This window comes from Cellulomonas carbonis (assembly GCF_014636275.1).
Classification (GTDB): domain Bacteria; phylum Actinomycetota; class Actinomycetes; order Actinomycetales; family Cellulomonadaceae; genus Actinotalea; species Actinotalea carbonis.
On record NZ_BMEB01000003.1, the window covers coordinates 468,914 to 493,986 of the forward strand.

The following is a 25,073-nucleotide window of genomic DNA, read 5'->3' on the forward strand; positions in this document are numbered from 1 at the left end:
TGCCGGGCGGAGCACGACACCCGACCCTCACCGGTGTCTCGCGGGCCTCAAACCCCGCGAGCAGCGGTGCCATCATTCAGCACCACGAAACGAAGGCTACGACCGTGCGCACGTACACCCCGAAGCCCGGCGACGTCGAGCGGACCTGGCACGTCATCGACGCGACCGACGTCGTCCTGGGCCGGCTGGCCTCGCAGGTCGCCACGCTGCTGCGCGGCAAGCACAAGGCGACGTTCGCGCCGCACGTCGACCAGGGCGACTTCGTCATCGTCATCAACGCCGACAAGGTCGCGCTGACGGGCAACAAGCGTGAGCAGAAGCTCGCCTACCGCCACTCGGGCTACCCGGGCGGTCTGCGCGCGGTGCCCTACAGCGAGCTGCTCGACAAGCGCCCCGAGCGCGCCGTGGAGAAGGCCGTGCGCGGCATGCTCCCCAAGAACTCCCTGGGCCGCGCCCAGATCGGCAAGCTGAAGGTCTACGCCGGCCCGGAGCACCCGCACGCCGCGCAGCAGCCGAAGCCCTTCGAGATCACCCAGGTCGCTCAGCAGCCCGCCGGCCGCTGACACCGATTCCACAGGACGCGAGGATCCACCAGTGGCCGACACCACCGTCGACTTCGAGGGCGACGAGACGCCCACCAGCTACACCTCCGAGACCGCTGCGCCGACCGGCCGCGGGCAGAGCCTGACCGCCCCCGGTCAGGCGCTCGGCCGCCGCAAGGAGGCCGTGGCCCGGGTGCGTCTCGTCCCGGGGACGGGTCAGTGGAAGATCAACGGGCGCACGCTCGAGGACTACTTCCCGAACAAGGTGCACCAGCAGCTCGTCAACAGCCCGCTGAAGCTCGTCGACGTCGAGGGCCGCTTCGACGTCATCGCGCGCATCGTCGGCGGCGGCGTGACCGGCCAGGCCGGCGCGCTGCGCCTGGGCATCGCCCGTGCCCTCAACGAGATCGACGCCGAGCACAACCGCCCGGCGCTCAAGAAGGCCGGCTTCCTGACCCGCGACGCCCGCGTCGTCGAGCGCAAGAAGGCCGGTCTCAAGAAGGCCCGCAAGGCCCCGCAGTACTCGAAGCGCTGATCCCAGCCGCGCTTCCCGACGGCCCCGATGGAACACCATCGGGGCCGTCGGTGCGTCAGGGGCCGGTCGGCTCCGCGGCACGGTCCCGCTGTGGGACAGTTCGAACGGACGAGGAGGTACCACATGGGTCGGTTGTTCGGCACGGACGGGGTCCGGGGCCTGGCGAACCGCGACGTCACCGCGGAGCTCGCGCTCGACCTGTCGGTCGCAGCCGCGCACGTGCTCGGCGCATCCGGCGCGTTCGAGGGGCACCGACCGCGTGCCGTCGTCGGCCGCGACCCGCGAGCGTCCGGTGAGTTCCTCTCCGCGGCGGTCGCCGCCGGCCTGGCGAGCGCGGGCGTCGACGTCGTCAACGTCGGCGTGCTGCCCACGCCTGCGGTCGCCTACCTCACGGGTGCGCTCGGGATGGACCTCGGGGTGATGCTCTCCGCGTCGCACAACCCGATGCCGGACAACGGGATCAAGTTCTTCGCGCGCGGCGGGCACAAGCTCGACGACGAGATCGAGGACACCATCGAGCAGCGCATGCGCGAGCCGTGGGACCGTCCGACGGGCGCCGCGGTCGGCCGCATCACGAGCGACGTCGGCCTCGCGGGGGACCGCTACGTCGAGCACCTCGTCTCGACGCTGCCCGCCCGGCTCGAGGGGCTGCGGATCGTCGTCGACTGCGCGAACGGCGCGGCGAGCGACGTCGGTCCGGCGGCGCTGCGCGCGGCGGGCGCCGATGTGGTCGTCATCAACGCGTCGCCCGACGGCCGGAACATCAACGAGAAGTGCGGCTCGACGCACCCCGAGCAGCTCCAGGCCGCCGTCGTGGCGGCCGAGGCGGACCTCGGGGTCGCGTTCGACGGCGACGCGGACCGCTGCCTCGCCGTCGACGCGCGCGGCACGCTGGTCGACGGCGACCAGATCATGGGCGTCCTCGCGGTCGCGCTTAAGGAGCGCGGTCGCCTGCACGAGGACACGCTCGTCACGACCGTGATGAGCAACCTCGGCCTGCAGCTCGCGATGGACGCGGCCGGGGTGCGCACCGTGCAGACCGCGGTGGGCGACCGGTACGTGCTCGAGGCGATGCGCGCCCACGGGTTCAGCCTGGGTGGCGAGCAGTCGGGCCACCTCATCCTCGCCGACCACGGGACGACCGGTGACGGCACGCTCACGGCGCTGCAGCTCGCGTCGCGCGTCGCCGAGACCGGTCGCTCGCTCGAGGACCTGGCGTCGGGCGTCGCCCGGTTGCCGCAGGTCCTCGTGAACGTCAAGGGCGTGGACCGCAGCCGCGCGGCCGACGACGACGGCGTGCTCGCGGCGGTCGCGGAGGCCGAGGCGCAGCTCGGTCAGACGGGCCGCGTCCTGCTGCGGCCGTCCGGCACCGAGCCGGTCGTCCGTGTCATGGTCGAGGCCGCGCGCCAGGAGCACGCCGACGAGGTGGCCCACCGGCTCGCGGACGTGGTCCGCGAGCGGCTCGCCCTGTGACGTCGGCGAGCGTCGTCCGGGACGCCGTCGAGGCGCTCCTCGCGGGGCCGCAGCCCATGCCGATCGTCCAGGCGGGCGACCCGGTCCTGCGCGCGGTCGCCGAGCCGTACGACGGTCAGCTCGACGACGGCCTCCTCGCGGAGCTCCTCGTCGCGATGCGCGCCACGATGCACGCCGCCCCCGGTGTGGGGCTCGCCGCGCCGCAGGTCGGCCTCGGCCTCGCGATCGCGGTCGTCGAGGACCAGTGGCCGCTCGACGACGAGACCGCGCTCGCACGCGAGCGCACGCCCGTCCCGTTCCGGGTCCTCGTCAACCCGTCGTACGAGGCAGTCGGCGACGAGCGCGTCGGGCACTACGAGGGCTGCCTCAGCGTGGACGGCTGGCAGGCCGTCCGGTCGCGCTGGCGGTCCGTGCGGCTCCGCTGCCTCGACGAGCGCGGCGCGGAGGTCGACGAGGTGCTGCACGGCTGGCCCGCGCGGATCGTCCAGCACGAGACGGACCACCTCCTCGGCCGGCTCTACGTCGACCACGCCGAGATGCGCTCGCTCGTCGCGCCGACGAACGCCCTGCGGTGGACAGACCCGACCCCGCACCGCGCCGCCCAGGCGCTCGGGTTCGACCTGCCCTGAGCCGTCCGGCGGCTGCCGGTGCGAGCCGGCTGCACCCGGTCCCGGGACGCCGTCCCGGTCCGCCCCGCCTCCCGCCGGGGTCCGACGGGCGGCCGGTCGATCTCATCCCGACGGCGGACGACGCACGCGACGCGTGTCGCGCATGATCGAGCCGGCTCGGGGTCGACCCCGGGCCGGCTCAGGGTCCGCTCAGGGAGGAAACCCATTCCGCCCCGCGGGCGCCGCGGCCTACCGTGGTCACGTCGCCGTCCGGCGGCTGCCACGCGACCGGAGGGGTGCCACGTGGAGGAGCTCGCCGCGGCGATCATCGAGTGGATGGTCGCGCTCGCCGCCTCCCCCTGGGTGTTCGTGGCGCTGTACGTGTTCGCCACGATCGACGGGTTCTTCCCGCCGATCCCCAGCGAGTCGGTCGTCATCGCGCTCGCCGCGCTCTCGGTCTCGACCGGGGCCCCGAGCTTCTGGTGGCTCGGTGCGGTCGCCGCCGCCGGCGCCTTCACGGGTGACCTCATCGCGTACCACATCGGGCGGCGCATCCCGGTGCACGAGCTGCGCATCTTCCGCGGGCGACGGGGCAAGGAGGCTCTCGCGTGGGCCGAGCGCGCGCTCGCGAACCGCGGCGCGGCCTTCATCATCGCGGCACGCTACGTCCCGGTCGGCCGGGTCGCCGTCAACATGACCGCAGGTGCGGTCGGCTTCTCGCGCCCGCGCTTCGTGCTGCTCGCGGGCATCGCCGCGGTCACCTGGTCGATCTACTCGGTGCTCCTCGGCATCGGCGCCGGCGTCTGGTTCAAGGACCACCCCGCGCTCGCCGTCGCCGTCGGCGTGGTCGTGGGTGTGCTGCTCGGCCTCGTGATCGACCCGGTCGTCAAGCGGGCGGTGCACCTGTGGGGCCGCCGGGGGCGACGCGTCGACGCCGCCGCACGCGGAGGCGCCTCCGTCGTGAGCGTGACCGACCTCCCGGCCGAGCGGTCGCCCGTGCCGGCCGAGCCCGCCGCGTGACGTCCGTCAGAGCTTGCGCAGGCGGACGCGCTCGACGGCGTGGTCCCGCCCCTTGCGGAGCACCAGGGTCGCGCGTCCTCTCGTCGGCAGGATGTTCTGCTCGAGGTTCGGCGCGTTGATCGCGTCCCAGATCCGCTCGGCACGCAGGACCGCCTCGTCGTCGGTCAGCGACGCGTACCGGTGGAAGTACGACGCCGGGTCGGCGAAGGCCGTCCTGCGCAGCGACAGGAACCGGTCGACGTACCACTGCCGCACGTCCTTGGTCCGGGCGTCGACGTAGATCGAGAAGTCGAAGAAGTCGCTCACCGCGAGGCTGGACTCGCCCACGCCGGTCGTCCGGGCGGGCTGGAGGACGTTGAGGCCCTCGACGATCAGCACGTCGGGGCTGCGCACGACGACGTGCTCACCGGGGACGATGTCGTAGGAGAGGTGCGAGTACACCGGTGCACGGACCTCGGAGCGGCCCGCCTTGATCGCGGACACGAAGCGCAGGAGCGCGCGCCGGTCGTAGGACTCGGGGAAGCCCTTGCGCTCCATGAGCCCGCGACGCTCGAGCTCGGCGTTGGGCAGCAGGAAGCCGTCGGTCGTGACGAGCTCGACGCGGGGCGTCTCGGGCCAGCGCGCCATGAGCTCGCGCAGCACGCGCGCGGTCGTCGACTTGCCGACGGCGACCGAGCCGGCGACGCCGATGACGTACGGGGTCCGCGCCGCGCCCTCGCGCAGGAACGTCGACGACGCCGAGTGCAGCCGACCGGTCGCCTCGACGTACAGGGCGAGCAGCCGCGACAGGGGTCGGTACACCGCGTCGACCTCGGCCAGGTCGATGGGGTCGCCGAGGCCGCGCAGGCGTGTGACGTCCGCGTCGGTCAGCGGCAGGGGGGTCGAGGACGAGAGCCTGCTCCACGCCGCCCGGTCGAGGTCGACGTAGGGCGTCGTCGGTGCGAGGTCGAGCATGCGAGCAGTCTGCCGGATCGCGCCGCCGTGGCCGCGCGGGGTGCGGCACTACACTCGCCGCCATGTGTGGAATCGTCGGGTACGTCGGTGCCCAGGAGGTGAGCGGTCGTCCGCTCGAGGTCGTCATGGGTGGTCTCGCCCGGCTCGAGTACCGCGGGTACGACTCCGCGGGCGTCGCGCTCGTGACCCCAGGGCAGGACGAGCTCGCGTGGGCCAAGAAGGCCGGCAAGCTCGCCAACCTCGCGGCCGAGCTCGACGAGCGGCCCCTGCCGCCCGCGACCGCCGCGATCGGGCACACGCGTTGGGCCACGCACGGCGCACCGAACGACGTGAACGCGCACCCGCACCTGTCGCAGGACCGGTCGCTGGCGGTCATCCACAACGGCATCGTCGAGAACTTCGCCCAGCTGCGGGCAGAGCTGGTCGCGGACGGGGTCGAGATGACCTCCGAGACCGACACCGAGGTCGTCGCGCACCTCGTGGCGCGGCGCTACCACGAGACGAAGGACCTCACCGAGGCGGTGCGCACCGTCGCGCAGCGCCTGCACGGGACGTTCACGGTCCTCGCCGTGCACGCCGACCAGCCCGACACGGTCGTCGGTGCACGGCACGACTCGCCGCTCGTCGTCGGCCTCGGCGAGGGCGAGAACTACCTCGGGTCCGACGTCGCGGCCTTCATCGCGCACACCAAGGAGGCGATGGAGCTCGGCCAGGACCAGGTCGTGACGATCACGCCGGACTCGGTCGAGGTCGTCGGGTTCGACGGCGAGCGCGCCGAGCCCAAGCGGTACACGGTCGACTGGGACGCGTCGGCTGCGGAGAAGGGCGGCTTCCGCTCCTTCATGGACAAGGAGATCCACGACCAGCCGCACGCGGTCGCGGACACGCTGCTGGGCCGGACGGACGACAAGGGCCGCCTCGTCCTCGACGAGATCCACGTCGACGAGGCCGTCCTGCGCCAGGTCGACAAGATCATCGTCGTCGCGTGCGGCACGGCGGCGTACGCCGGCCAGGTCGCCAAGTACGCGATCGAGCACTGGTGCCGCATCCCGGTCGAGGTCGAGCTCGCGCACGAGTTCCGCTACCGCGACCCGATCGTCGACCGCCGCACGCTCGTCGTCGCGGTCTCGCAGTCGGGCGAGACGATGGACACGCTCATGGCCGTCCGCCACGCGCGCGAGCAGGGCGCGACGGTGCTCGCGATCGTCAACACGCACGGCTCGACGATCCCGCGCGAGTCGGACGCGGTGCTCTACACGCACGCGGGTCCCGAGGTCGCGGTCGCGTCGACCAAGGCCTTCCTCGCGCAGATCACCGCGGCGTACCTCCTCGGCCTGTACCTGGCGCAGCTGCGCGGGACGAAGTTCCCCGACGAGATCGCCGAGGTCCTCACCGAGCTGCGCGCGATCCCCGCCAAGATCCAGACGGTGCTCGACGGCGCGGACCGCGTCCGGCAGATCGCGCACTGGATGGCGGACACGTCGTCGGTGCTGTTCCTCGGCCGGCACGTCGGCTACCCCGTCGCGATGGAGGGCGCGCTCAAGCTCAAGGAGCTCGCCTACATCCACGCCGAGGGCTTCGCGGCCGGCGAGCTCAAGCACGGGCCGATCGCGCTCATCGAGCCCGGGCAGCCGGTCTTCGTCGTCGTGCCGTCGCCGCGCGGCCGGGACTCGTTGCACAGCAAGGTCATCTCCAACATCCAGGAGATCCGCGCCCGCGGTGCCCGCACGCTCGTCATCGCGGAGGAGGGCGACGAGGCGGTCACACCGTTCGCCGACGAGACGTTCTACGTCCCGCAGACGCCCGTTCTGCTCGCGCCGCTCGTCAGCGTCGTGCCCCTCCAGCTGTTCGCGATGGAGCTCGCCACGGCCAAGGGCCTCGACGTCGACCAGCCGCGCAACCTCGCCAAGTCCGTCACCGTCGAGTGACCGCGGGCCCGGGCGCGGCGACGAGCGAGGGCGTGCGGTGATCGTCGGGGTCGGGATCGACGTCGTCGACATCGCACGGTTCCTCGCGACCCTCGAGCGCACGCCCGGGCTCGTCGAGCGGCTCTTCACGCCGGAGGAGCGCGACATGCCGCCGACGTCGCTCGCGGCGCGGTTCGCGGCCAAGGAGGCGATCGCGAAGGCGCTCGGCGCCCCCGCCGGGATGTCGTGGCAGGACGCCACCGTCCGCCGCATCAGCGGGTCGGCGCCCGAGGTCGAGCTCGTCGGGACGGTCGCCGCGCGCGCCGCCGAGCTCGGCATCGACCGCTGGCACGTGTCGATCTCGCACGACGCGGGCATCGCGTCGGCGGTCGCGATCGCGGAGCGCGACCCGGCCTGACGGTCGCAGCCGTGGAGCGGGACCCGGTCCGCCGGTCGGCGGCCAGGCAGGGCACTGCGGGACGACGACGGGGCGGGGTGCGCATCGCACCCCGCCCCGTCGCGCTCGCGGCTCAGCCCATCAGCGCGGGCGCGACCTCACGCTCGAAGAGCTCGATGCCCGACCGGTCGTACGCCGCCTCGGCGAAGTACGTGATCGCGTACGTCATCCCGAGCCCGCGGAGCTCGGTGAGCTTCTCGACGAGCTGCTCGGGCGTGCCGACGAGCGGACCGTTGCGCAGGCCCTGGACCGTCTCCTCGGCCTTGGCCGGCACCGTGCGCCCGAAGTGGTCCTCGTACCAGCGGAACCGCTCCTCGACCTCGGCGGCGTCGCGGCCGATGACGACGTTGTAGTTGGCGGACCGGACGATCGCGTCGAAGTCCCGCCCGAGGTCGCTGCAGTGCCCCCGCAGGACCTCGGACTTGTGGGCGAAGCCCTCCGGGCTGCCGTCGAAGTTCGTGTACTGCGCGTACTTGGCCGCGATGCGCAGCGTCTTCTTCTCGCCGCCGCCCGCGATCCAGAAGGGGATCCCGCCGGGCTGGGCCGGCAGCGGGAACACGCGCGCACCGTCGACCTGGTAGTACGTGCCGTCGAGCGTCGCGTAGCCGGTCTCCCAGGCCTGGCGCATGATCTCGACGCCCTCCTCGAGCGCGGCGATGCGCTCGCCGGCACGCGGGAAGCCGTACCCGTACGCGCGCCACTCGTGCTCGTACCAGCCGGCCCCGATGCCCATCTCGACGCGCCCGCCGCTGATGAGGTCCGTCGTCGCGGCGACCTTCGCGAGGTACGCGGGGTTGCGGTAGGCCATGCACGTGCACATCTGGCCGAGGCGGACGCGCGAGGTGGACGCGGCGTAGGCGGCCATGAGGGTCCACGCCTCGTGCGTGGCGTCCTCGGTGGGCTCGGGGACGGTGTGGAAGTGGTCGTACACCCAGATGGACTCCCACACGTCGCCGCCGTCGGCGTGCTGTGCGAGGCCGTTCATGGTGGCCCAGTGCTGGGAGGGGTCGATGCCGGCGAGGTCCATCCGCCAGCCCTGCGGGATGAAGAGTCCGAAGCGCATGGGCCTCAACCTAACCGCCTCCCGGGCGGCGTGCCGGGCACGGTCACGGCAGGATGGGAGCGTGATCATGGCCCACGCCGCACGCGACGTCCGCGCCGCCGAGGAGCCCCTGCTCGCGCAGGAGCGCGCCTTCTCCGGCGGCCTCATGGACCGGGCGGCGACGGCGCTCGCGGGGACGGTCCGCCGACGCCTCGTCGTGCGTCGCGGCCGCGTGGTCGGCAGCACCGTCGTCGCGCTCGTGGGTCCCGGCAACAACGGCGGCGACGCGCTGCACGCGCTCGCGCACCTCGCCGGGCGGGGCGTGCGCTGCGTCGCGGTCCTCACCTCGGCGGAGGTCCACGGCGGCGGCCTGGCTGCGCTCACCGACCGCGGGGCGACGGTGCTCGCCCTCGTCGACGGCGCCCCGGGACGGCGGGTGTGGGTCGGTGACGCGCTGGCGGAGGCGGTCGCGGCGGACGTGGTCCTCGACGGGCTGCTCGGGATCGGCGCGCGCGGACCGCTGCGCGAGCCCGCCGCCGAGCTCGTGCGGCTGCTGGGCGAGCTGCTCGACCGGGAGCTCGCGGGGACGGGTAAGCGGGCCGACGCGCTGCTCCCCGAGGTGGTCGCGGTCGACGTCCCGTCGGGCATCGGGGTGGACGACGGGACGGTCCCCGGTCCCGTGCTGCGCGCCGACCGCACCGTCACGTTCGGGACGGCCAAGCCGGGGCTGCTGCTGCCGCCGGCCGCGGCCCTGGCGGGTGAGCTCGAGCTCGTCGACCTCGGGCTCGCGGCGACCCTCGCCGCCGACGCGGCGGTGCGTCGGCTCGTCGCCGACGACGTACCGGGCCTGTGGCCCGTGCCCGGGCGCACGGCGCACAAGTACACCCGCGGCGTCGTCGGCGTCGTGGCGGGCACCTCGACGTACCCCGGTGCGGCGGTGCTCACGGTCGCGGGGGCGCAGGGCGCCGGCTGCGGCATGGTCCGGTACGTCGGTCCGGACCGGGTGCGCGACGCCGTCCTCGCGGCGCACCCCGAGGTCGTCACGGGTGGGGACACCGACGTGCGCGTGCAGGCGTGGGTCCTCGGGCCGGGCCTCGACCCCGCCGACGAGGAGCAGGCGGCGCGTGCCCGGAGCGTGCTCGAGCGGCTCGGTGCGGCCGGCCGGCCCGAGGGTCGCGTGCCCGTCGTCGTCGACGCGGGTGCGCTCGCGCTCCTGCCGGACCGGGTCCCGCCGCGCGTCGTCCTCACACCGCACGCGGGCGAGCTCGCGCGCCTCCTCTCGTCGCGCGGCACGGAGGTGTCGCGCGACGACGTCGACGCTGAGCCCCTGCGGCACGCGCGCGCCGCGCACGAGGCGACGGGGGCGACGGTGCTGCTCAAGGGCGCCGTGACGGTCGTCGTCGGACCTGGCGGGACCTGGTCGCAGGCGGACGCCCCCGCCTGGCTCGCGACGGCGGGTGCGGGTGACGTGCTCGCGGGCGTGCTGGGTGCGGTGCTCGCCGGCCGGGCGGGCGCGCGAGGCGGGCCGGGTGGCCGCGCGGGCGGCGACCCGGCGCGCGCGGACGACGAGGTCGCCGTGTCGGCGGCGCTCGCGGCCCTCGTGCACGGGCGGGCCGCGCACCGTGCGTGCCCGGGCGGGCCCGTCACCGCGGGCGACGTCGCGCGCGCTCTCCCGGGGACGATCGCGGACCTGCTCGCCGGCGGTGGGCGTGCGCGCTGACGAGGCGACGGCGGCGCCCGTGAACACGAGCGTGCCGGCTGCCGCCGGGGTGACCGTCCTCGACGCCGACGCGGCGGTGCGCCGGGTGGTCGCGTCGGCGGAGTGGCTCCCGGCGGACGATCGGGTGGTGCTGGGCATCGCCGGGCCGCCGGGTGCGGGTAAGTCGACGCTCGCCGAGCGCGTCGTGGACGAGGCGCGTGCGGCCGGGGTCGCGTCCGTGCTCGTGCCGATGGACGGCTTCCACCTCGTCCAGTCCGAGCTCGAGCGGCTGGGCCGCGCGGACCGCAAGGGCGCACCGGACACGTTCGACGCCCCGGCCTTCGTCGCGGCGCTGCGGCGCGTGCGCGAGCAGCGTCCGGGCACGCCGACGGTCCACCTCCCGCTGTTCGACCGCGCGATCGAGGAGCCCGTCGCGGGCGCGGTGCCGGTCGAGCCGGAGGACCGGCTCGTCGTCGTCGAGGGCAACTACCTGCTGCACGACGACGGGCCGGGGGCGGACGTGCGGGGGCTGCTCGACGAGAGCTGGTACCTGGACCTGACCGACGACGTGCGGGTCGCCCGCCTCGTCGCGCGACACGTCGCGTTCGGCAAGGATCCGGCCGCCACGCGGGACTGGGTGCTCCGCTCGGACGAGCGCGACGCGCGGCTCGTCGCCGCCGGACGGGGCCGCGCGGACGTCGTCGTGCGGCTCGGCTGAGCCCGAGGCCCGCGCCGCCCGGTCGAGCCGTCAGCGCGGGGTCCGCCACGCCGGGGTCGGAACGCGGCGTCCGGCGCGGCCGACGGCGCGCTCGGTGCGAGACTGGCCGCCGTGAGCCACTACCCGGCACGTGCCGTCGTCGACCTCGCAGCGATCCGCGCCAACGTGGCCGCGCTCGCCGACCACGCGCGGGCCGCGGCGGTCCTCGCGGTCGTCAAGGCCGACGCCTACGGCCACGGCCTGGTCCCCAGCGCACGCGCCGCGCTGGCCGGTGGTGCGACGTGGCTCGGGACGGCGCAGGTCTCGGAGGCGCTCGCGCTGAGGGCCGCCGGGATCGAGGCGCCTGTGCTCGCCTGGCTGTACGCGCCGGGTGCTCCGCTCGCCGAGGCGGTCGGGGCGGGCGTCGACCTGTCGGTCGCGGCGCCGTGGGCGCTCGAGGAGGTGCTCGCCGGCGCCCGGGCGACGGGCCGGACGGCGCGGGTCCACGTCAAGGTCGACACGGGCCTCGGCCGCAACGGCGTCATGCCGGGCGAGCTCGGGGCCCTCGTCGACGCCGCCCTGCGCGCCGAGGCCGAGGGTGTGTGCCGCGTCGTCGGGCTGTGGTCCCACCTCGCGTGGGCCGACGCGCCCGACCACCCCACGGTGCGCCGCCAGGCCGAGGTGTTCGCCGACGCGGTGCGGCTCGTGGAGGGGATGGGCGCGCGGCTCGAGGTGCGCCACCTCGCGAACTCGGCGGCGACGCTCACCGACCCGTCGGTGCACCTCGACCTCGTGCGCCCGGGCCTCGCGGTGTACGGCCTGTCACCCGTACCGCAGCTCGGGGGGCCCGAGGACTACGGGCTCGTGCCCGCGATGCGCGTCGAGGCCGAGCTCGCGCTCGTCAAGGAGGTCGACGTGGGGCAGGGCGTCTCCTACGCGCACGCCTACACGACCACCGAGCGGACGGTGCTCGGCGTCGTGCCGCTCGGTTACGGCGACGGCGTCCCGCGGCACGCGTCGGGTGACGACACCGTACCCGGCGGACCGCTCCAGGTCGGCGGCCGACGTCTCGGCGTGGCCGGCCGCGTCTGCATGGACCAGGTCGTGGTGGACCTCGGACCGGGCGCGACCGAGACCGCGGGCGACACGGTGGTGCTGTTCGGCCCGGGGCGCGACGGCGAGCCGACCGCGGAGGACTGGGCGCGTGCCGCGGGCACCATCTCCTACGAGATCGTCACGCGGCTGGGCGCGCGCGTGCCGCGGACGTACGTGGGGGAGGCGCCGTGACGTCCGTGCGCGTCGACCTGCTGGACGCCGACGCGACGCGCGCCTACGCGCGCGGGCTCGCGGGGCTGCTGCGCGCGGGGGACCTCGTCGTCCTGACCGGTCCGCTCGGCGCGGGCAAGACGACGTTCGCGCAGGGGGTCGGCGAGGGTCTCGGCGTCCGGGGCCAGGTGTCGTCGCCGACGTTCGTCATCGCCCGCGTGCACCCGTCGACGACGGGTGGCCCCGCGCTCGTGCACGTCGACGCGTACCGGCTCGGCTCGCTCGACGAGCTCGACGCGCTCGACCTGGACGAGAGCCTCGAGGACTCGGTCACGCTCGTCGAGTGGGGCGCCGGGCTCGCCGAGGTGCTGTCCGAGGACAGGCTCGAGGTGACCATCGAGCGTCCCCACGGGGAGATGCCGCTCGGCGGCGGCGCAGGCGGGGCCGACCTCGAGCAGGCCGACGTCGGCGTGCGCCACGTGACCCTGCGCGGCGTCGGCGCGCGCTGGGACGGCGTGCCGCTCCCCGTCGTCCCGTCCGCGTGAGTCCTGCGAGGATGGACGGCGTGCTGCTCGCCCTGGACACGTCCGCCGACCTCGCCGTCGCCGTCGTCGGGCCGGACGGCGAACCCCTCGCGCGGCGCCGGCTCGCCGAGCAGCGCCACCACGCCGAGCTCCTCGCACCACTGGTCCTCGAGGCGCTCGCGGACGCGGGCGCCGACCGCCGCGCGCTGACCGCGGTGGTCGCGGGCACCGGTCCCGCACCCTTCACGGGCCTGCGCGCGGGCCTCGTGACGGCGAGGACGTTCGCGTTTGCGCTCGGGCTGCCCGTGCACGGCGTGCCGAGCCTGGACGCGGTGGCGCTCGCGGCGCGGGACGTCGCCCGGGCGGGGGACGAGGTCCTCGTGGTGACCGACGCGCGGCGCCGTGAGGTGTACGTCGCGCGTTACGCGGTCACCGACGACGGCGTCCACCTCGTCCAGGGTCCCGAGGTGCAGCGCCCCGCGGACGTCGTCGTCGGCGGCGCGGTCGTCGTGGGGGCCGGCGCCCACCTCTACGCGGACGTGCTGCCTCCCGGGGACGGTGCACCCGTCGAGGTGGATCCCGTGCTGCTCGCCCGCCTCGCGCTCGACCGCGCGGCGGCCGGGGTCGACCAGCCCGCCGAGCCGCTGTACCTGCGGCGCCCGGACGTGACGCCGGCCGGGGGGCGCAAGCGGGCGACGGCATGACCGTCCGCGCGCTCGCCACGGCCGACCTGCCGCGGCTCGTCGAGCTCGAGCACGTCCTGTTCGGCGCGTCGGCGTGGACGCTCGGCATGCTCACCGAGGAGCTCGGCGCCCCCGGCCGCGCGTACGCGGGCGTGGACGCCGACGGGGTGCTCGTCGGCTACGCGGGCCTGTGGTTCGACGGCGACGTCGCGCAGGTCATGACGATCGGCGTCGACCCTGCCGCGCAGCGGCGGGGGATCGGGACGTCGCTGCTCGCCTGGGTCGTGGACACCGCGCGGGACCTCGGCGCGTCGGCGGTCCTGCTCGAGGTGCGCGTCGACAACGACGCGGCGATCACGCTGTACGAGCGCCACGGGTTCGAGGTGCTCGGCCGCCGTCGGCGGTACTACCAGCCCGAGGACGTCGACGCGTTCACGATGCGCCTCGCGCTCTGAGGGCCGGGCGCGTCGTCGTCAGACCGTCCGTGCGACGTCGGCGCGCGAGGTGCTCGCGCGCGGCCGGGTCGCCGACGAACCGCTCGCGGGCGCCCGGCACGGGGGCGAGGCGAGGCGCTCAGCCCAGGAGCCGCCACAGGCGCCCGACGAGCACGAACGCGACTGCGCCCACCGCGGCGTGCAGCAGCCCGCCCTGCCACGACAGGCTCGACGCGACGGACAGCTCGCCGTCGAGCGCCGTGAAGGTCACCTCGCCGCCGAGGGGGTGCGTCGTGACGGAGCCGCCGCCGAGCGCCTCGAGCGTGTCGATGGTCCCCGCGGCGTACGCGAGGGACAGGTACACCAGAGCACCGACGGCGAGCGCCGCGGCGACCGCGCCGGACGTGTAGCGGGGGAGGCGCCGCCCGAGCTCGGTGACGTAGCCCTCGGCGAGCGCGACGGGGTGCCCCAGGTCGCGCAGAGCCTCGGCCATCCCGACCTCGGCGGCCGCGGCCAGCGTGTCCGAGCGCAGCTGACGGATCACCTCGCGCCGACGGCGGCCCGGGTAGTCCTGGAGCGCCCACGACAGGCGTGCGAGATACCACTCGAGCCGGATGCGGTCGGCTCGCCCGGTGCTGGTCATCGGTCCCCCTCGGGTGCGTGCGACGGGACGGCGGTCCCGTCGTGGTGGTCGAGCACGCCGGCGACGACGTGCACGAGGTCCGCCCAGGCCGACTCGGCGCGCGCGAGGGCGGCCCGGCCGGCGTCGGTCGGCGTGTAGTACTTCCGTGCGGGTCCCGACGTCGACGCGACGAGGCGCGACGCGACCTGCCCCTCGCGCTCGAGCCGGCTGAGCACGGGGTAGACGGTCCCCGCGCTGATGTCCGCGAGGCCCGCGTCCCGCAGCCGGGTGACGAGCTCCCAGCCGTAGGACTCCTGCCCCGCGAGCAGCCGCAGGACCAGCATGGGCAGGACGCCCCTGAGCAGCTGGGGGTCCCGCGTTTCCGTCATGCGGCGAAGCTACGCCAGGTACTCGGTATCGCCAAGTACCTGGCGACGTCGTCCCCGCGGCGCGACGTCCTCCGAGCGGCTCCTACGCTGTCCCCATGCCTTCCGCCGCCCTCGTCCTCGGCATCGAGTCCTCGTGCGACGAGACCGGTGTCGCGGTCGTCCGTGCGACCGACGACGCGAGCGAGCTGCTCTCCGACGCGGTCGCGAGCTCGGTCGACGAGCACGCGCGGTTCGGCGGGATCATCCCCGAGATCGCGTCGCGCGCCCACCTCGAGGCGATGGTGCCCACGCTCCGCCGTGCCCTCGACGACGCGGGCGTCACGCTCGCGGACGTCGACGCGGTCGCGGTGACGGCGGGCCCCGGGCTCGTCGGGCCGCTCACGGTCGGCGCGTCCGCGGCCAAGGCGCTCGCGGTCGCGCTCGACCGACCGCTCTACGGCGTCAACCACGTCATCGGCCACGTCGTCGTCGACGAGCTCGTGCACGGGCTGTTCCCCGACCGCGTGATGGCTCTCGTCGTCTCGGGCGGCCACTCGTCGCTCCTGCTCGTGGACGACGCCGTCGACGGCGTGACCGAGCTCGGCCACACGCTCGACGACGCCGCGGGGGAGGCCTTCGACAAGGTGGGCCGCCTGCTCGGCCTGCCGTACCCGGGTGGTCCGCACGTCGACCGCCTCGCGCGCGAGGGCGACCCCACCGCGATCCGCTTCCCGCGCGGGCTCACCGCCCCCAAGGACCAGGCGCGGCATGCCGACGACTTCTCGTTCTCGGGGCTCAAGACCGCCGTGGCGCGCTGGGTCGAGGCGCGCGAGGACGCCGGGGAGCCCGTCCCCGTCGCCGACGTCGCGGCGTCCTTCGCGGCGTCCGTCGCGGACGTCCTGACCGCCAAGACGATCGCCGCGTGCCGGCGGCACGGCGTCGACACGCTGGTCGTCGGCGGCGGGTTCTCCGCCAACTCGCAGCTGCGCGAGCTCGCCGCGCAGCGCTGCGCCGAGGCCGGCATCACCCTGCGGATCCCGCCGGTGCGGTACTGCACCGACAACGGGGCGATGATCGCGGCCGTCGGCGCCGCGGCGGTGCGCCGCGGCGTCCCGGCGTCGCCCCTCGACCTCGCGGTCGACTCGTCGATGCCGCTCACGCAGGTCGTCGTCGGGCGCTGAGGGGCTGAGGCGTCACCGCCCCGGCTCGGACAGGCCCGCACCGCCGTCGTCGCACGTCCGGTCCGTGGAGGACTCGAGCCACATCGTCGCCGGAAGCTCCAGCTCGACCCGCCGGTGGAGCCCCAGGCTGCCCGCCTCGAGCACGACGGCCGACACGCCGAGGGCTGAGCCCGCTGTCATGTGGACGCACGGGATCGCGATCGTCGCGCTGACCGCGACGGCCTCGCCGGGCGCGATGACGACGACGTCGTGCGGCGCGCCGTCGGGGTCCCTCGGCGGCGGCACGCTCGTCCACCGCTCGGCCCGCACGAGCTCGGTGCGCACGACGAGCGACTGGTCGGCCACCGCGGACACGCGCACCGGGAAGAGACCGGTGTTCGTCCAGCTCACGGTGAACGACGCTCCGTCGGGTCCCGGGTCGATGAAGCGCCAGGCCTCCTCGCCCGGCAGGCCGCCTGACGCGGTCGTATCCGTCTCCCAGCCGGCCGGGGTGGCGGAGAACGGCCCGGGCGCGAGGCGCGGCGAGAACCCCAGCGCGAGCCACCCGACGACGACGACGGCGAGGGCGGCCGTCCCGACGAGCGTCCGGCGAGGGCGCCGCCCAGCGGCGTCGGCCCGCGAGCCGGTGGGTCCTGCGGGGAGCTCCTGCGAGACCGCACCCGCGGCGTCGTCGTCCACGGCCGGAGCCTCCCGGACCCGGCCCGTCCGCCGCAAGGGCCGAGGGGGTCGCCCGTGCGTGGGACGACCGCCGCCCGGCCGTCAGAGCGGCCGGCCGGCCCGCATCTCCGCGACGAGGGCGTTCACGACGGCGTCGAGCTCGCCACCGTTGCGGCGGGCCACGGCGCGCTGGCGCTGGTAGGAGGCGCCCTTGCGCAGGATCGTCCGGATGCCGTCCAGCTCGTCGGAGCACCGCAGCCGCTCGGCGGTCGGCTCGAGCTCGGTGAGCAGCTTCTCGACGGCGTCCGTCACGAGCTCCTCGTCGCCGCGCGCGCTCGTGATGATGATCGCGTCCATGCCGTAGCGCGCGGAGCGCCACTTGTTCTCCTGCGCGAACCACGGGGGCAGCGCGGGCGTCTCGCGGCCCTCGTCCAGCATCGTCGAGAAGTGCTCGACGAGGCAGTGCGTGAGCGCGGCGAACGCGGACACCTCGGCGAGGTTCGACGCGCCGTCGCAGATGCGCATCTCGAGCGTGCCCAGACGCGGCGAGGGGCGCAGGTCCCAGCGGATCTCGTCGAACTGGTCGATGACGCCCGTGTGCATCATGTCCGCGGTGTACCGCTCGAGGTCCTGCCAGCGGTCGAACTGGAACGGCAGGCCCGCCGTCGGCAGCTGCTGGAACATGAGCGCGCGGTTGGACGCGTAGCCGGTGTCCTTGCCGCCCCAGAAGGGCGACGACGCGGACAGCGCCTGCAGGTGCGGGTAGCACGTGAGCATCGCGCGGAGGATCGGCAGCACCTTGTCGCGCCGCTCGATGCCGACGTGCACGTGGACGCCGTAGATGAGCATCTGCCGGCCCCACCACTGCGTGCGGTCGATGAGCGTGGCGTACCGCTGCTTGTCGGTCACGCGCTGGTTGCTCCAGCGGGCGAAGGGGTGCGTCCCCGCGCACATGAGCTCGACGCGCAGGGGGTCGGTGACCGCGCGGATCTCGTCGATGCTCCGCTGGAGGTCCGCGCCGGCCTCGGAGACCGTGCGGCACACCCCCGTGACGATCTCGACCGTGTTGAGGAGCAGCTCCTGCTTGATCGTCGGGTGCTCGTCGCCGTCGTCCGGCGCGACGGCGTCGAGGACCGTCTGCGCGACCTGGCGCAGGTCGCCGCTGTCGGCGTCGACGAGCGCGAGCTCCCACTCCACGCCGAGGGTCGACCGCTCGGACTCCGCGAACGGGATCTGCATCAGACACGCTCCACGAGGATCGCGCTCTGCGCGCCGGCGACGCGCGTGAGGACCACCGTCGCGTCGACCTCGCCGCGCAGGTCGAGCTGCTTGCGCAGCTGCTCGGGCACGACGGCGGTGCCGCGCTTCTTGATCGTCAGCCGTCCGACGCCGCGCTCGCGCAGCGCGGTGCGGAGGCGCTTGACGCCGAAGGGCATGACGTCGAGCACGCGGTAGCTGGTGGCGAGGGGCGTCGCCACGAGGCTGTCCGAGGTCACGTAGGCAATGGTGGGGTCGACGAGCCGCCCGTGCACCTGCTCGGCGACCATGGCGACCAGGCCCGCCCTGATGACCGCGCCGTCGGGCTCGTGCAGGTAGGCGCCGACGCGGCCCACGTCGGGGGCGTCGAGCCCGCCGTCGGGCGTGCGTACGGTCGTCGCGCCACCCTCGCCGAGGAGCAGCGCGCTGTGACCGGGCCCCTCGGGGGCGAGCGGTCCGAACCAGAGCCCCGCCTCGACGACGTCGCCGTCGACGCTCACCCACTGCGCCTCGGCGTCGGCGGGCACGAGGTCGTGGGGGATCGCCGGGCCGACCTTGACGCCCAGCGCCGGGACCTCCGCGCGGACGGCGAGCACGTCGTCGAGCGGCGGCGCGTACGACGCGGGGTCGTGCCTGCGGCGGCCGCCGGCCGTGCGCCGGGCGGGGTCGGCGAAGACGCCGTCGACACCCTCCGCCGTGAGGTCCAGGGCGAGCCCGTCGCCGTGCCGCACCTCCGCGTCGGGGAAGTGCCGGAGGTTGACGGTCGCGAGCGCCGCGGTGAGCTCGTCGACGTCGGTCGCGAGCACCCGCAGGCCCAGGGCGGCCATCGCCATCGCGTCGCCGCCGAGCCCGCAGGTGAGGTCGGCGACGCGCTCGCAGCCCGCGACCGCGTACCGCTGGGCGTGCCGCGCCGCCACGGTCAGGCGCGTCGCCTGCTCGAGGCCCTCGGGCGTGAAGAGCATGCCGTCGGCGAAGTCGGAGAACTTCGCCCGGGCCCGCGTGCGCAGCCGCGACTGGGTGAGTGCCGCGGCCACGAGCGCCGGGTCGACGCCCTCGCGCCGCAGCCGCTCGGAGACGGCCATCGCGCGGTCCTCGTCGTAGGGCGGGAGCGCGCCGAGGAGCGCCCATCCCTCGGGGCTGAGCAGCAGCGACAGGGCGGCGGGATCCACGCGTCGATCCTCGCACGGTGCCACGCCGCACGGTCTGGCACTCAGGTTGACCGAGTGCTAACGCCGCGCCTAGATTCTGAGTCGGCACCCGTGCCACCAGCGCAGCAACGGCAGACGACGCCCGGCACCCGCGACGACGGTCGTCCTCAGCACGCACTGCCACGAACATCCGTCCGTTCCCACGAATGCGAAGGGGAGGTCCGCTGTGTCGGTCTCCATCAAGCCGCTCGAGGACCGCGTCGTCGTCCGCACGCTCGAGGCAGAGCAGACGACCGCCTCCGGCCTGGTCATCCCGGACACCGCCAAGGAGAAGCCGCAGGAGGGCGAGGTCCTCGCTGTCGGTCCCGGGCGTGTCGACGACAACGGTCAGCGCATCCCGCTCGACGTCGCCGTCGGTGACACCGTCATCTACAGCAAGTACGGCGGCACCGAGGTCAAGTACTCCGGCGAGGAGTACCTGATCCTCTCGGCGCGCGACATCCTGGCGGTCGTCGAGCGCTGAGCTCACGACCAGCCGGCCCAGCCGGCGCAGGACGGCCCCGCACACCCTCGGTGTGCGGGGCTTCGTCGTCCCCGGGGTGCGTCGTCGTCCCCGGGGTGCGTCGTCGTCCCCGGGGTGCGTCGCGACCCGGGCCTGGGAGCGGATGTCGTCGCAAGGGCCGTCGTGCGGAGTCGAACGGTCGTCCTGCGGCCGACCGGGTCCGCACAGGTGCCGGTGCCGGTGCCGGTGCTGGTGCCGGCCCCGCGGCGTCCGGGTGCGCCCGGACGCGACGGAGCCCCGCGCACCGGGGTGCACGGGGCTCCGTCGGGGAACCGGAGGGTCAGCCCGCCTTGCGGAGGCGCTGCGCGAGGACCGCGGTGCGCTCCTCCTCCGAGAGGCCGCCCCACACGCCGTAGGGCTCGCGGACGGCGAGCGAGTGCTCGCGGCAGGCGTCGATGACCGGGCAGGTCGCGCAGACGGCCTTGGCGGCCTCCGCCCGACGACGACGCGCCGAGCCCCGCTCACCCTCCGGGTGGAAGAACAGCGTGGGGTCGGCCTCGCGGCACTTGCCCTCGTACTGCCACTCCCAGAGGTCCATCACCGGGCCGGGGAGCCGCGAGATCTCGGTCATGTCGTCCTCCTGCGTGTCGAGCTGGTGGTCGGCGCCCGCCCGGTCCGTTCCGTCCGGGGCGCCGCGCGCTGTGCCCAACCTAGAACCGAGTCAGAAGTTGGTCAACCCCCTCATTCACAGTTCTTCGGAGTCGTTCGGGTGAGTGCTGCGCTCCTGGGCCAGGGACGAAGGCCCCACTCGGTCGCCGCGCCCGGATGGCGCGGTCGTGACGCGTTTGCCCGATCCCGTGAACAAGGACCGTCCTGCGTCCGTGGTGCGGGGCGCCCGATGGGCCCGACCGGAGCCGCGTCGGCCGGACGTCCCCGGGGGAGAGCGCCGGAGCGGTCGCACGGTCGCCCCGCACCGCCGTGACGTTCCTGGACCGCGCCAGTCGGCGCGACCGCGGCGCGCCGACGCGTCCGTGAAGTGGCGGATCGCGCCAGTTCCCGGGCAGAATCGCTCCATGGCCAGGTCAGGGTCTGCCGGGGCGCAGGCCCGCCGTCCGCCCGACCGTCCGGGACCCGACCCGGACGCCCCAGCCCGGCGCCCCGCCGTGCCGTTGACCGTCGCTCCGGAGCCCGGGGGACCAGCCCGAGGAGGTGTCGAGACGGAACCCGCCGCGTCCGGCCCCTCCCTGACCGTCGCCGCGGTCGCCCGTCGGCTCGGTGTCGCCCCGGCGACGCTGCGCACCTGGGACCGCCGCTACGGGCTGGGTCCGTCCGAGCACCTCGCGGGCGCACACCGTCGCTACTCCGCGACCGACGTGTCGCGGCTCCTCGTGATGCGCCGGCTGACGCTCGAGGGTGTCGCCCCTGCCGAGGCCGCGCGCGCCGCGCTGTCCGCCGACCCGGCGTCGGACGCGGTCGCCGGTGCGGGGCCGCGCGGACCCTCGGTGAGCCAGGTCGTCGACGCCTACACCGACGCGGTGCCGATGGCCGCCGACCCTCCCGCGCTCGTCGCGGCCGCGGGCCACTTCGACAACGCCGCCGTCCGGTGGATGCTCTCGCGCGTCCACCCGCGGGACCCCGTCGCGTGGTGGACCGACCTCGTCGACCCGGCGCTGCGGACGCTCGTCGGACGCGTGACCCTCGAGGGTCCGGGCGAGCACGCGGCGCCCGCGCTGACCGCCGCCGCGTTCGCCGAGCTGCGCAGCCGCGCCGCCGCGTCGGCCGCCCGCACGCCCGCGCTCGACGACCGCGCGACGGTCCTCGCGCTCAGCGCCGGCCGTGGCACGGAGCTGCTCGTCCACGTCGTCGCGACCGCGCTGCAGGAGCGCGGCGTGCGCGTGCGCGTCCTGTCGTCGTCGAGCCCGCGCGCCGCGGTCGAGGCGCTCTCCCGGCTCCGGCCCGACGCCGTCCTCGTGCAGGTGGGCCCCGACGAGGCGGACCGGCCCGCAGCCGTCGAGGCCGTCCGCAGCGTCGTCGAGGCCGACGAGGACGTGCCGGTCTTCGTGCACGGGGACGGGGTGCAGGGCCTCGACCTGCCCGTCGCCGCGACCGTCCACCGCATCCGGACGCTCACCGGTACGCTCCACGAGCTCCTCGCGACGGTGACCTGACCTCGTCGGCCGGCGCCCGGGCGGCACCCGGTCGGCGCCCGACGGGGCCCGTCCGGCGCCGACGGCAGCCGGACGGCACCGCCGCCGTCGGGCACCCTCGTCCGGACAAGTCGTGCGTTCACCGGACGAGTCGGTCGATCCGCGTCAGTTCACCCGCGTCGAGGACTCACGCCGGTGGTCGTGGCTGTCGATGAGATCCCTGCGCGGCGAGGGCCCGCGCCCCGGCTGCGGCCGGTGCTGTGAGGAAGGAGGGCCGATGGCAGGCGTCATCGTGTGCCACGGCTCCTCGAGCGTGCGAGAGCGCATCGTGGCCGCCGCCCATGGGATCTCGGCGCTGGCGCCGGCCCGAGCCGCCGCGACCGCGGAGGAGCTCGTCGCCCTGGCCCGCCGCGCGAGCCCGGGCCTCGTGCTGCTCGACGCGCACCTGCCGGGCACGGGTCCCATCGAGGCGATGCGCCGGCTGCGCGCGCTCGGCACCAACCCCGTCGTCATCATGCTCGCCGTCCCGGGCGACGAGATCACGCTCGACCGCGCGGTCGCGCTCGGTGCGCGCGGCTACCTCGCCCCCGACGTCGACCGCAGCGAGCTCGCGGCGGTCGCGGCGCACAGCCTGTCCGCGTCCGTCGTCCCCCAGCAGGCGGGCCCCCCGCAGCAGGCCGAGCGTGCCCCCGCGCGGCCCGAGCGGCCGGCCGCCGCCGACGGCGTCGAGCTCACCAAGCGCGAGCTCGAGGTGCTCGCGGGCATGAGCCACGGACGGTCGAACGCGCAGATCGGCGCGGAGCTCTTCCTGTCCGAGGACACCGTGAAGACCCACGCGCGCCGCCTGTTCCGCAAGCTCGGTGCGTCCGACCGCGCGCAGGCCGTCGCGATCGGCCTCCGCAAGGGCCTCATCCGCTGAACGCCCGCCCCGGCCGTCCCGGGCGGGCACGTACTATCGCCGGGTGAGCGCGCCCGAGCCCGTCACCCCCGACGCCCCCGCAGACCCCTTCGCCCTCCTGGGCCTGACGTACGACGACGTCCTGCTGCTGCCCGGTGAGAGCGACGTCATCCCCTCCGAGGTCGACACCACGGCGCGGCTGACCAAGGGCGTCTCGGTCGCGGTGCCGCTGCTGTCGGCCGCGATGGACACCGTCACCGAGGCGCGCATGGCGATCGCGATGGCGCGCCAGGGCGGCATCGGCGTGCTGCACCGGAACCTGTCGATCGAGGACCAGGCGCACCAGGTCACGCTCGTCAAGCGCTCGGAGTCGGGCATGGTGACCGACCCGGTCACGATCCGCCCCGACGCGACGCTCGCCGAGCTCGACGAGCTGTGCGGCGTCTACCGCGTCTCGGGCCTCCCGGTCGTCGACGAGGACCGCCGCCTGCTCGGCATCATCACCAACCGCGACCTGCGGTTCGTCCCGCCCGCGGACTTCGCGTCGCTGCGCGTGCACGAGGTCATGACCCGCATGCCGCTCGTCACGGGCCCGGTGGGGATCAGCAACGACGACGCGGCAGCGCTGCTGGCGAAGCACAAGGTCGAGAAGCTCCCGCTCGTCGACGACGCGGGTCGGCTCGCGGGCCTCATCACCGTCAAGGACTTCGTGAAGTCCGAGCAGTACCCCGACGCGACCAAGGACGCCGAGGGCCGGCTGCGCGTCGCCGCGGGCGTCGGCTTCTACGGCGACGCGTGGGAGCGGGCGATGGCGCTCGTCGACGCGGGCGTGGACGTCCTCGTGGTGGACACCGCGCACGGGCACGCGCAGGCGATGCTCGCGATGATCCACCGCCTCAAGACGGACCCGGCGGCGCGCGGCGTCGAGGTGGTCGGCGGCAACGTCGCGACGCGTGCGGGCGCCCAGGCGCTCGTGGACGCCGGTGCGGACGCGGTCAAGGTCGGCGTCGGACCGGGGTCGATCTGCACGACGCGCGTCGTCGCGGGCGTCGGCGTCCCGCAGGTGACCGCGATCCACGAGGCGGCCAAGGCGTGCCGTCCCGCGGGTGTCCCGGTGATCGGCGACGGCGGCCTGCAGTACTCGGGCGACATCGCCAAGGCGCTCGTCGCCGGCGCGGACACCGTGATGCTCGGCTCGCTGCTCGCCGGGTGCGACGAGAGCCCGGGCGACCTCGTGTTCGTCAACGGCAAGCAGTACAAGCACTACCGCGGCATGGGCTCGCTCGGCGCGATGGCCTCGCGCGGGCGCGTCTCGTACTCCAAGGACCGCTACTTCCAGGCCGACGTCGCGAGCGACGAGAAGATCGTCCCCGAGGGCATCGAGGGCCAGGTCCCGTACCGCGGGCCGCTTCGCGCGGTCGCGCACCAGCTCGTCGGCGGGCTGCAGCAGTCCATGTTCTACGTCGGTGCCCGCACCATCCCCGAGCTGCAGAGCCGCGGCCGGTTCGTCCGGATCACGGCGGCCGGGCTCAAGGAGTCCCACCCGCACGACATCCAGATGACGGTCGAGGCGCCCAACTACGCGTCGCGCCGTTGACGCGGGCGGCAGGGGGGACGGGCGTCGACGTCGACGCGGTGGTCGCGCTCGTCGAGGGCGTCGCCGCGCGCATCGTGTCGCCGCGCTTCCGCGCGCTCGCCGCGGGTGACGTGGCCGCCAAGGGCGTGGACGACGTCGTGACGGTCGTCGACACCGAGGCCGAGGCGGCGCTCGCCGAGGGTCTCGACCGGATCCTGCCGGGCGTCCCGGTGGTCGGTGAGGAGGCCTCGGCCGCCGACCCCTCGGTGCTCCGCGCGCTGACGGGGGCGCCGCGCGCGTGGGTCGTCGACCCGCTCGACGGGACGCGCGCGTTCGTCGAGGGCTCACCCGACCACGCCGTCATGGTCGCGCTCGTCGAGCGGGGCACGCCGGTCGTGGGCGTCATCTGCCTGCCGGCGCACGGTCGGACCTACGCGGCCGAGCGCGGGGCGGGGGCCTGGGTCGACGGGTTGCGCCTCTCGCGCCCGGCACCCGACCCCGAGGCGCTGCGCGGCGCCGTCGCGGTGTGGGGGATGGGCGCCGACGTCCGGGAGCGCGTGGAGGCGGCGTGCCCGCGCATCGCGGGCGGCGCGACGACGCCGCAGCGGCTCTGGTCGGGGTGGGAGTACTCGCGGCTCGCCTCGGGTGAGCGGGACTTCCTGTGCTACTGGCGCACGTCGCCGTGGGACCACGCACCGGGCGCCGTGATCGTGCGCGAGGTGGGCGGCGTCTCGCGCGCCCCGACGGGGGAGGACTACCTCGCCGTCGGGCGCGGCGGGCCACTCATCGCCGCGGCGGACGAGGCGACGTGGCGCACCGTGCAGGACGTGCTGACCGCCGACCTCCTCGGCTGAGCGGCACCACGCCCCGGTGAGC

At 75.0% G+C, this 25,073-nt stretch carries 27 protein-coding genes; 19 read left to right on the forward strand and 8 right to left on the reverse strand.

Annotation, left to right across the window (positions count from 1 at the left end):
- Window positions 1-104 precede the first annotated feature (104 nt).
- The 5 genes from rplM to IEV86_RS12235 all read left to right on the forward strand — a co-directional run bounded on the left by rplM (window position 105) and on the right by IEV86_RS12235 (window position 4,178).
- Window positions 105-563: a 50S ribosomal protein L13 gene (gene rplM, locus IEV86_RS12215; RefSeq protein ID WP_043608856.1), complete on the forward strand. Its 459-nt coding sequence runs from the start codon at window positions 105-107 to the stop codon at window positions 561-563.
- A gap of 31 nt (window positions 564-594) precedes the next feature.
- The gene (gene rpsI / locus IEV86_RS12220) at window positions 595-1,077 is read left to right on the forward strand and encodes a 30S ribosomal protein S9 (protein WP_043608857.1); all 483 of its coding nucleotides are present in this window, start codon (window positions 595-597) and stop codon (window positions 1,075-1,077) included.
- Between the two features lie 123 nt (window positions 1,078-1,200).
- Window positions 1,201-2,550: a phosphoglucosamine mutase gene (glmM, locus tag IEV86_RS12225; RefSeq protein ID WP_043608858.1), complete on the forward strand. Its 1,350-nt coding sequence runs from the start codon at window positions 1,201-1,203 to the stop codon at window positions 2,548-2,550.
- The gene (locus IEV86_RS12230) at window positions 2,547-3,179 is read left to right on the forward strand and encodes a peptide deformylase (protein ID WP_043608860.1); all 633 of its coding nucleotides are present in this window, start codon (window positions 2,547-2,549) and stop codon (window positions 3,177-3,179) included. Before glmM ends, IEV86_RS12230 begins: the two co-directional genes overlap by 4 nt.
- Before the next feature lie 282 nt (window positions 3,180-3,461).
- Window positions 3,462-4,178: a DedA family protein gene (locus IEV86_RS12235; protein ID WP_052426469.1), complete on the forward strand. Its 717-nt coding sequence runs from the start codon at window positions 3,462-3,464 to the stop codon at window positions 4,176-4,178.
- A 6-nt stretch (window positions 4,179-4,184) separates the two neighbouring features.
- On the opposite strand, the gene coaA is transcribed toward IEV86_RS12235, so the two are convergent.
- Window positions 4,185-5,132, reverse strand: coding sequence for a type I pantothenate kinase (gene coaA / locus IEV86_RS12240; protein WP_043608863.1), 948 nt, complete (start codon window positions 5,130-5,132; stop codon window positions 4,185-4,187).
- Window positions 5,133-5,194: 62 nt separating this feature from the next.
- Here coaA and glmS point away from each other — a divergent pair, with 62 nt between their 5' ends.
- Complete coding sequence (gene glmS, locus IEV86_RS12245) at window positions 5,195-7,060, forward strand: glutamine--fructose-6-phosphate transaminase (isomerizing) (protein ID WP_043608864.1); 1,866 nt, start codon at window positions 5,195-5,197, stop codon at window positions 7,058-7,060.
- Window positions 7,061-7,097: 37 nt separating this feature from the next.
- A complete protein-coding gene (locus IEV86_RS12250) occupies window positions 7,098-7,457 on the forward strand; it encodes a holo-ACP synthase (RefSeq protein ID WP_043608865.1) in 360 nt (119 codons plus the stop codon).
- Between the two features lie 112 nt (window positions 7,458-7,569).
- Here IEV86_RS12250 and IEV86_RS12255 read toward each other — a convergent pair whose 3' ends face one another.
- Entirely contained in the window at window positions 7,570-8,559 is a 990-nt protein-coding gene (locus IEV86_RS12255) for an LLM class F420-dependent oxidoreductase (RefSeq protein ID WP_043608866.1), read from the reverse strand.
- Window positions 8,560-8,626: 67 nt separating this feature from the next.
- Between IEV86_RS12255 and IEV86_RS12260 the strand changes: the two genes are divergently transcribed.
- From IEV86_RS12260 to rimI, 6 genes are all read left to right on the forward strand, one after another.
- Window positions 8,627-10,258, forward strand: a complete 1,632-nt coding sequence (locus tag IEV86_RS12260) for an NAD(P)H-hydrate epimerase (RefSeq protein ID WP_188484689.1) — start codon at window positions 8,627-8,629, stop codon at window positions 10,256-10,258.
- Entirely contained in the window at window positions 10,248-10,955 is a 708-nt protein-coding gene (locus tag IEV86_RS12265; RefSeq protein ID WP_229734622.1) for a nucleoside/nucleotide kinase family protein, read from the forward strand. Before IEV86_RS12260 ends, IEV86_RS12265 begins: the two co-directional genes overlap by 11 nt.
- A 111-nt stretch (window positions 10,956-11,066) precedes the next feature.
- Window positions 11,067-12,221 carry an alanine racemase gene (gene alr / locus IEV86_RS12270; protein WP_052426343.1) on the forward strand — a complete coding sequence of 385 codons (1,155 nt, stop codon included), beginning with the start codon at window positions 11,067-11,069 and terminating at the stop codon, window positions 12,219-12,221.
- Complete coding sequence (gene tsaE, locus IEV86_RS12275; protein WP_043607827.1) at window positions 12,218-12,745, forward strand: tRNA (adenosine(37)-N6)-threonylcarbamoyltransferase complex ATPase subunit type 1 TsaE; 528 nt, start codon at window positions 12,218-12,220, stop codon at window positions 12,743-12,745. The genes alr and tsaE overlap by 4 nt, the downstream gene beginning before the upstream one ends.
- Window positions 12,742-13,428 (forward strand): tRNA (adenosine(37)-N6)-threonylcarbamoyltransferase complex dimerization subunit type 1 TsaB, encoded by a 687-nt coding sequence (tsaB, locus tag IEV86_RS12280; protein ID WP_229734623.1) that lies wholly within the window; start codon window positions 12,742-12,744, stop codon window positions 13,426-13,428. The genes tsaE and tsaB overlap by 4 nt, the downstream gene beginning before the upstream one ends.
- Window positions 13,425-13,862 (forward strand): ribosomal protein S18-alanine N-acetyltransferase, encoded by a 438-nt coding sequence (rimI, locus tag IEV86_RS12285; RefSeq protein ID WP_043607823.1) that lies wholly within the window; start codon window positions 13,425-13,427, stop codon window positions 13,860-13,862. The genes tsaB and rimI overlap by 4 nt, the downstream gene beginning before the upstream one ends.
- Before the next feature lie 118 nt (window positions 13,863-13,980).
- Here the strand turns inward: rimI and IEV86_RS12290 are convergent, their stop codons facing one another.
- Window positions 13,981-14,484 (reverse strand): HAAS signaling domain-containing protein, encoded by a 504-nt coding sequence (locus IEV86_RS12290; RefSeq protein WP_052426342.1) that lies wholly within the window; start codon window positions 14,482-14,484, stop codon window positions 13,981-13,983.
- Window positions 14,481-14,852, reverse strand: coding sequence for a PadR family transcriptional regulator (locus IEV86_RS12295; RefSeq protein ID WP_052426341.1), 372 nt, complete (start codon window positions 14,850-14,852; stop codon window positions 14,481-14,483). Before IEV86_RS12295 ends, IEV86_RS12290 begins: the two co-directional genes overlap by 4 nt.
- Before the next feature lie 95 nt (window positions 14,853-14,947).
- Here IEV86_RS12295 and tsaD point away from each other — a divergent pair, with 95 nt between their 5' ends.
- Complete coding sequence (tsaD, locus tag IEV86_RS12300) at window positions 14,948-16,012, forward strand: tRNA (adenosine(37)-N6)-threonylcarbamoyltransferase complex transferase subunit TsaD (RefSeq protein ID WP_043607822.1); 1,065 nt, start codon at window positions 14,948-14,950, stop codon at window positions 16,010-16,012.
- A 12-nt stretch (window positions 16,013-16,024) separates the two neighbouring features.
- Here the strand turns inward: tsaD and IEV86_RS12305 are convergent, their stop codons facing one another.
- The 3 genes from IEV86_RS12305 to IEV86_RS12315 all read right to left on the reverse strand — a co-directional run bounded on the left by IEV86_RS12305 (window position 16,025) and on the right by IEV86_RS12315 (window position 19,095).
- Window positions 16,025-16,690, reverse strand: coding sequence for a hypothetical protein (locus tag IEV86_RS12305; protein ID WP_043607820.1), 666 nt, complete (start codon window positions 16,688-16,690; stop codon window positions 16,025-16,027).
- Between the two features lie 81 nt (window positions 16,691-16,771).
- Complete coding sequence (locus IEV86_RS12310; RefSeq protein WP_043607819.1) at window positions 16,772-17,908, reverse strand: glutamate--cysteine ligase; 1,137 nt, start codon at window positions 17,906-17,908, stop codon at window positions 16,772-16,774.
- Window positions 17,908-19,095, reverse strand: a complete 1,188-nt coding sequence (locus tag IEV86_RS12315; protein ID WP_043607818.1) for a class I SAM-dependent methyltransferase — start codon at window positions 19,093-19,095, stop codon at window positions 17,908-17,910. Before IEV86_RS12315 ends, IEV86_RS12310 begins: the two co-directional genes overlap by 1 nt.
- A 205-nt stretch (window positions 19,096-19,300) precedes the next feature.
- Here IEV86_RS12315 and groES point away from each other — a divergent pair, with 205 nt between their 5' ends.
- Window positions 19,301-19,597, forward strand: a complete 297-nt coding sequence (gene groES / locus IEV86_RS12320; protein WP_043607816.1) for a co-chaperone GroES — start codon at window positions 19,301-19,303, stop codon at window positions 19,595-19,597.
- A gap of 319 nt (window positions 19,598-19,916) precedes the next feature.
- Here groES and IEV86_RS12325 read toward each other — a convergent pair whose 3' ends face one another.
- Window positions 19,917-20,207, reverse strand: coding sequence for a WhiB family transcriptional regulator (locus tag IEV86_RS12325; protein WP_043607831.1), 291 nt, complete (start codon window positions 20,205-20,207; stop codon window positions 19,917-19,919).
- Between the two features lie 442 nt (window positions 20,208-20,649).
- Here IEV86_RS12325 and IEV86_RS12330 point away from each other — a divergent pair, with 442 nt between their 5' ends.
- The 4 genes from IEV86_RS12330 to IEV86_RS12345 all read left to right on the forward strand — a co-directional run bounded on the left by IEV86_RS12330 (window position 20,650) and on the right by IEV86_RS12345 (window position 25,051).
- On the forward strand, window positions 20,650-21,744 hold the full coding sequence (locus IEV86_RS12330) for a MerR family transcriptional regulator (protein ID WP_081978818.1): 1,095 nt from the start codon (window positions 20,650-20,652) through the stop codon (window positions 21,742-21,744).
- 256 nt (window positions 21,745-22,000) lie between these two features.
- Window positions 22,001-22,642 carry a LuxR C-terminal-related transcriptional regulator gene (locus tag IEV86_RS12335; RefSeq protein WP_043607815.1) on the forward strand — a complete coding sequence of 214 codons (642 nt, stop codon included), beginning with the start codon at window positions 22,001-22,003 and terminating at the stop codon, window positions 22,640-22,642.
- Between the two features lie 43 nt (window positions 22,643-22,685).
- The gene (gene guaB, locus IEV86_RS12340; RefSeq protein ID WP_043607813.1) at window positions 22,686-24,218 is read left to right on the forward strand and encodes an IMP dehydrogenase; all 1,533 of its coding nucleotides are present in this window, start codon (window positions 22,686-22,688) and stop codon (window positions 24,216-24,218) included.
- On the forward strand, window positions 24,215-25,051 hold the full coding sequence (locus IEV86_RS12345; protein WP_043607812.1) for an inositol monophosphatase family protein: 837 nt from the start codon (window positions 24,215-24,217) through the stop codon (window positions 25,049-25,051). The genes guaB and IEV86_RS12345 overlap by 4 nt, the downstream gene beginning before the upstream one ends.
- The last annotated feature ends 22 nt before the right edge of the window (window positions 25,052-25,073 follow it).

Bases quoted from the DNA above. Each gene is read 5' to 3' on its own strand.
- IEV86_RS12310 (WP_043607819.1), bottom strand. From the start codon at position 17,908: ATGCAGATCCCGTTCGCGGAGTCCGAGCGGTCGACCCTCGGCGTGGAG.
- IEV86_RS12290 (WP_052426342.1), bottom strand. From the start codon at position 14,484: ATGACCAGCACCGGGCGAGCCGACCGCATCCGGCTCGAGTGGTATCTC.
- IEV86_RS12260 (WP_188484689.1), top strand. From the start codon at position 8,627: ATGGCCCACGCCGCACGCGACGTCCGCGCCGCCGAGGAGCCCCTGCTC.
- rimI (WP_043607823.1), top strand. From the start codon at position 13,425: ATGACCGTCCGCGCGCTCGCCACGGCCGACCTGCCGCGGCTCGTCGAG.
- IEV86_RS12325 (WP_043607831.1), bottom strand. From the start codon at position 20,207: ATGACCGAGATCTCGCGGCTCCCCGGCCCGGTGATGGACCTCTGGGAG.
- glmM (WP_043608858.1), top strand. From the start codon at position 1,201: ATGGGTCGGTTGTTCGGCACGGACGGGGTCCGGGGCCTGGCGAACCGC.
- glmS (WP_043608864.1), top strand. From the start codon at position 5,195: ATGTGTGGAATCGTCGGGTACGTCGGTGCCCAGGAGGTGAGCGGTCGT.
- tsaD (WP_043607822.1), top strand. From the start codon at position 14,948: ATGCCTTCCGCCGCCCTCGTCCTCGGCATCGAGTCCTCGTGCGACGAG.
- IEV86_RS12330 (WP_081978818.1), top strand. From the start codon at position 20,650: ATGGCCAGGTCAGGGTCTGCCGGGGCGCAGGCCCGCCGTCCGCCCGAC.
- IEV86_RS12255 (WP_043608866.1), bottom strand. From the start codon at position 8,559: ATGCGCTTCGGACTCTTCATCCCGCAGGGCTGGCGGATGGACCTCGCC.
- IEV86_RS12335 (WP_043607815.1), top strand. From the start codon at position 22,001: ATGGCAGGCGTCATCGTGTGCCACGGCTCCTCGAGCGTGCGAGAGCGC.
- IEV86_RS12295 (WP_052426341.1), bottom strand. From the start codon at position 14,852: ATGACGGAAACGCGGGACCCCCAGCTGCTCAGGGGCGTCCTGCCCATG.
- coaA (WP_043608863.1), bottom strand. From the start codon at position 5,132: ATGCTCGACCTCGCACCGACGACGCCCTACGTCGACCTCGACCGGGCG.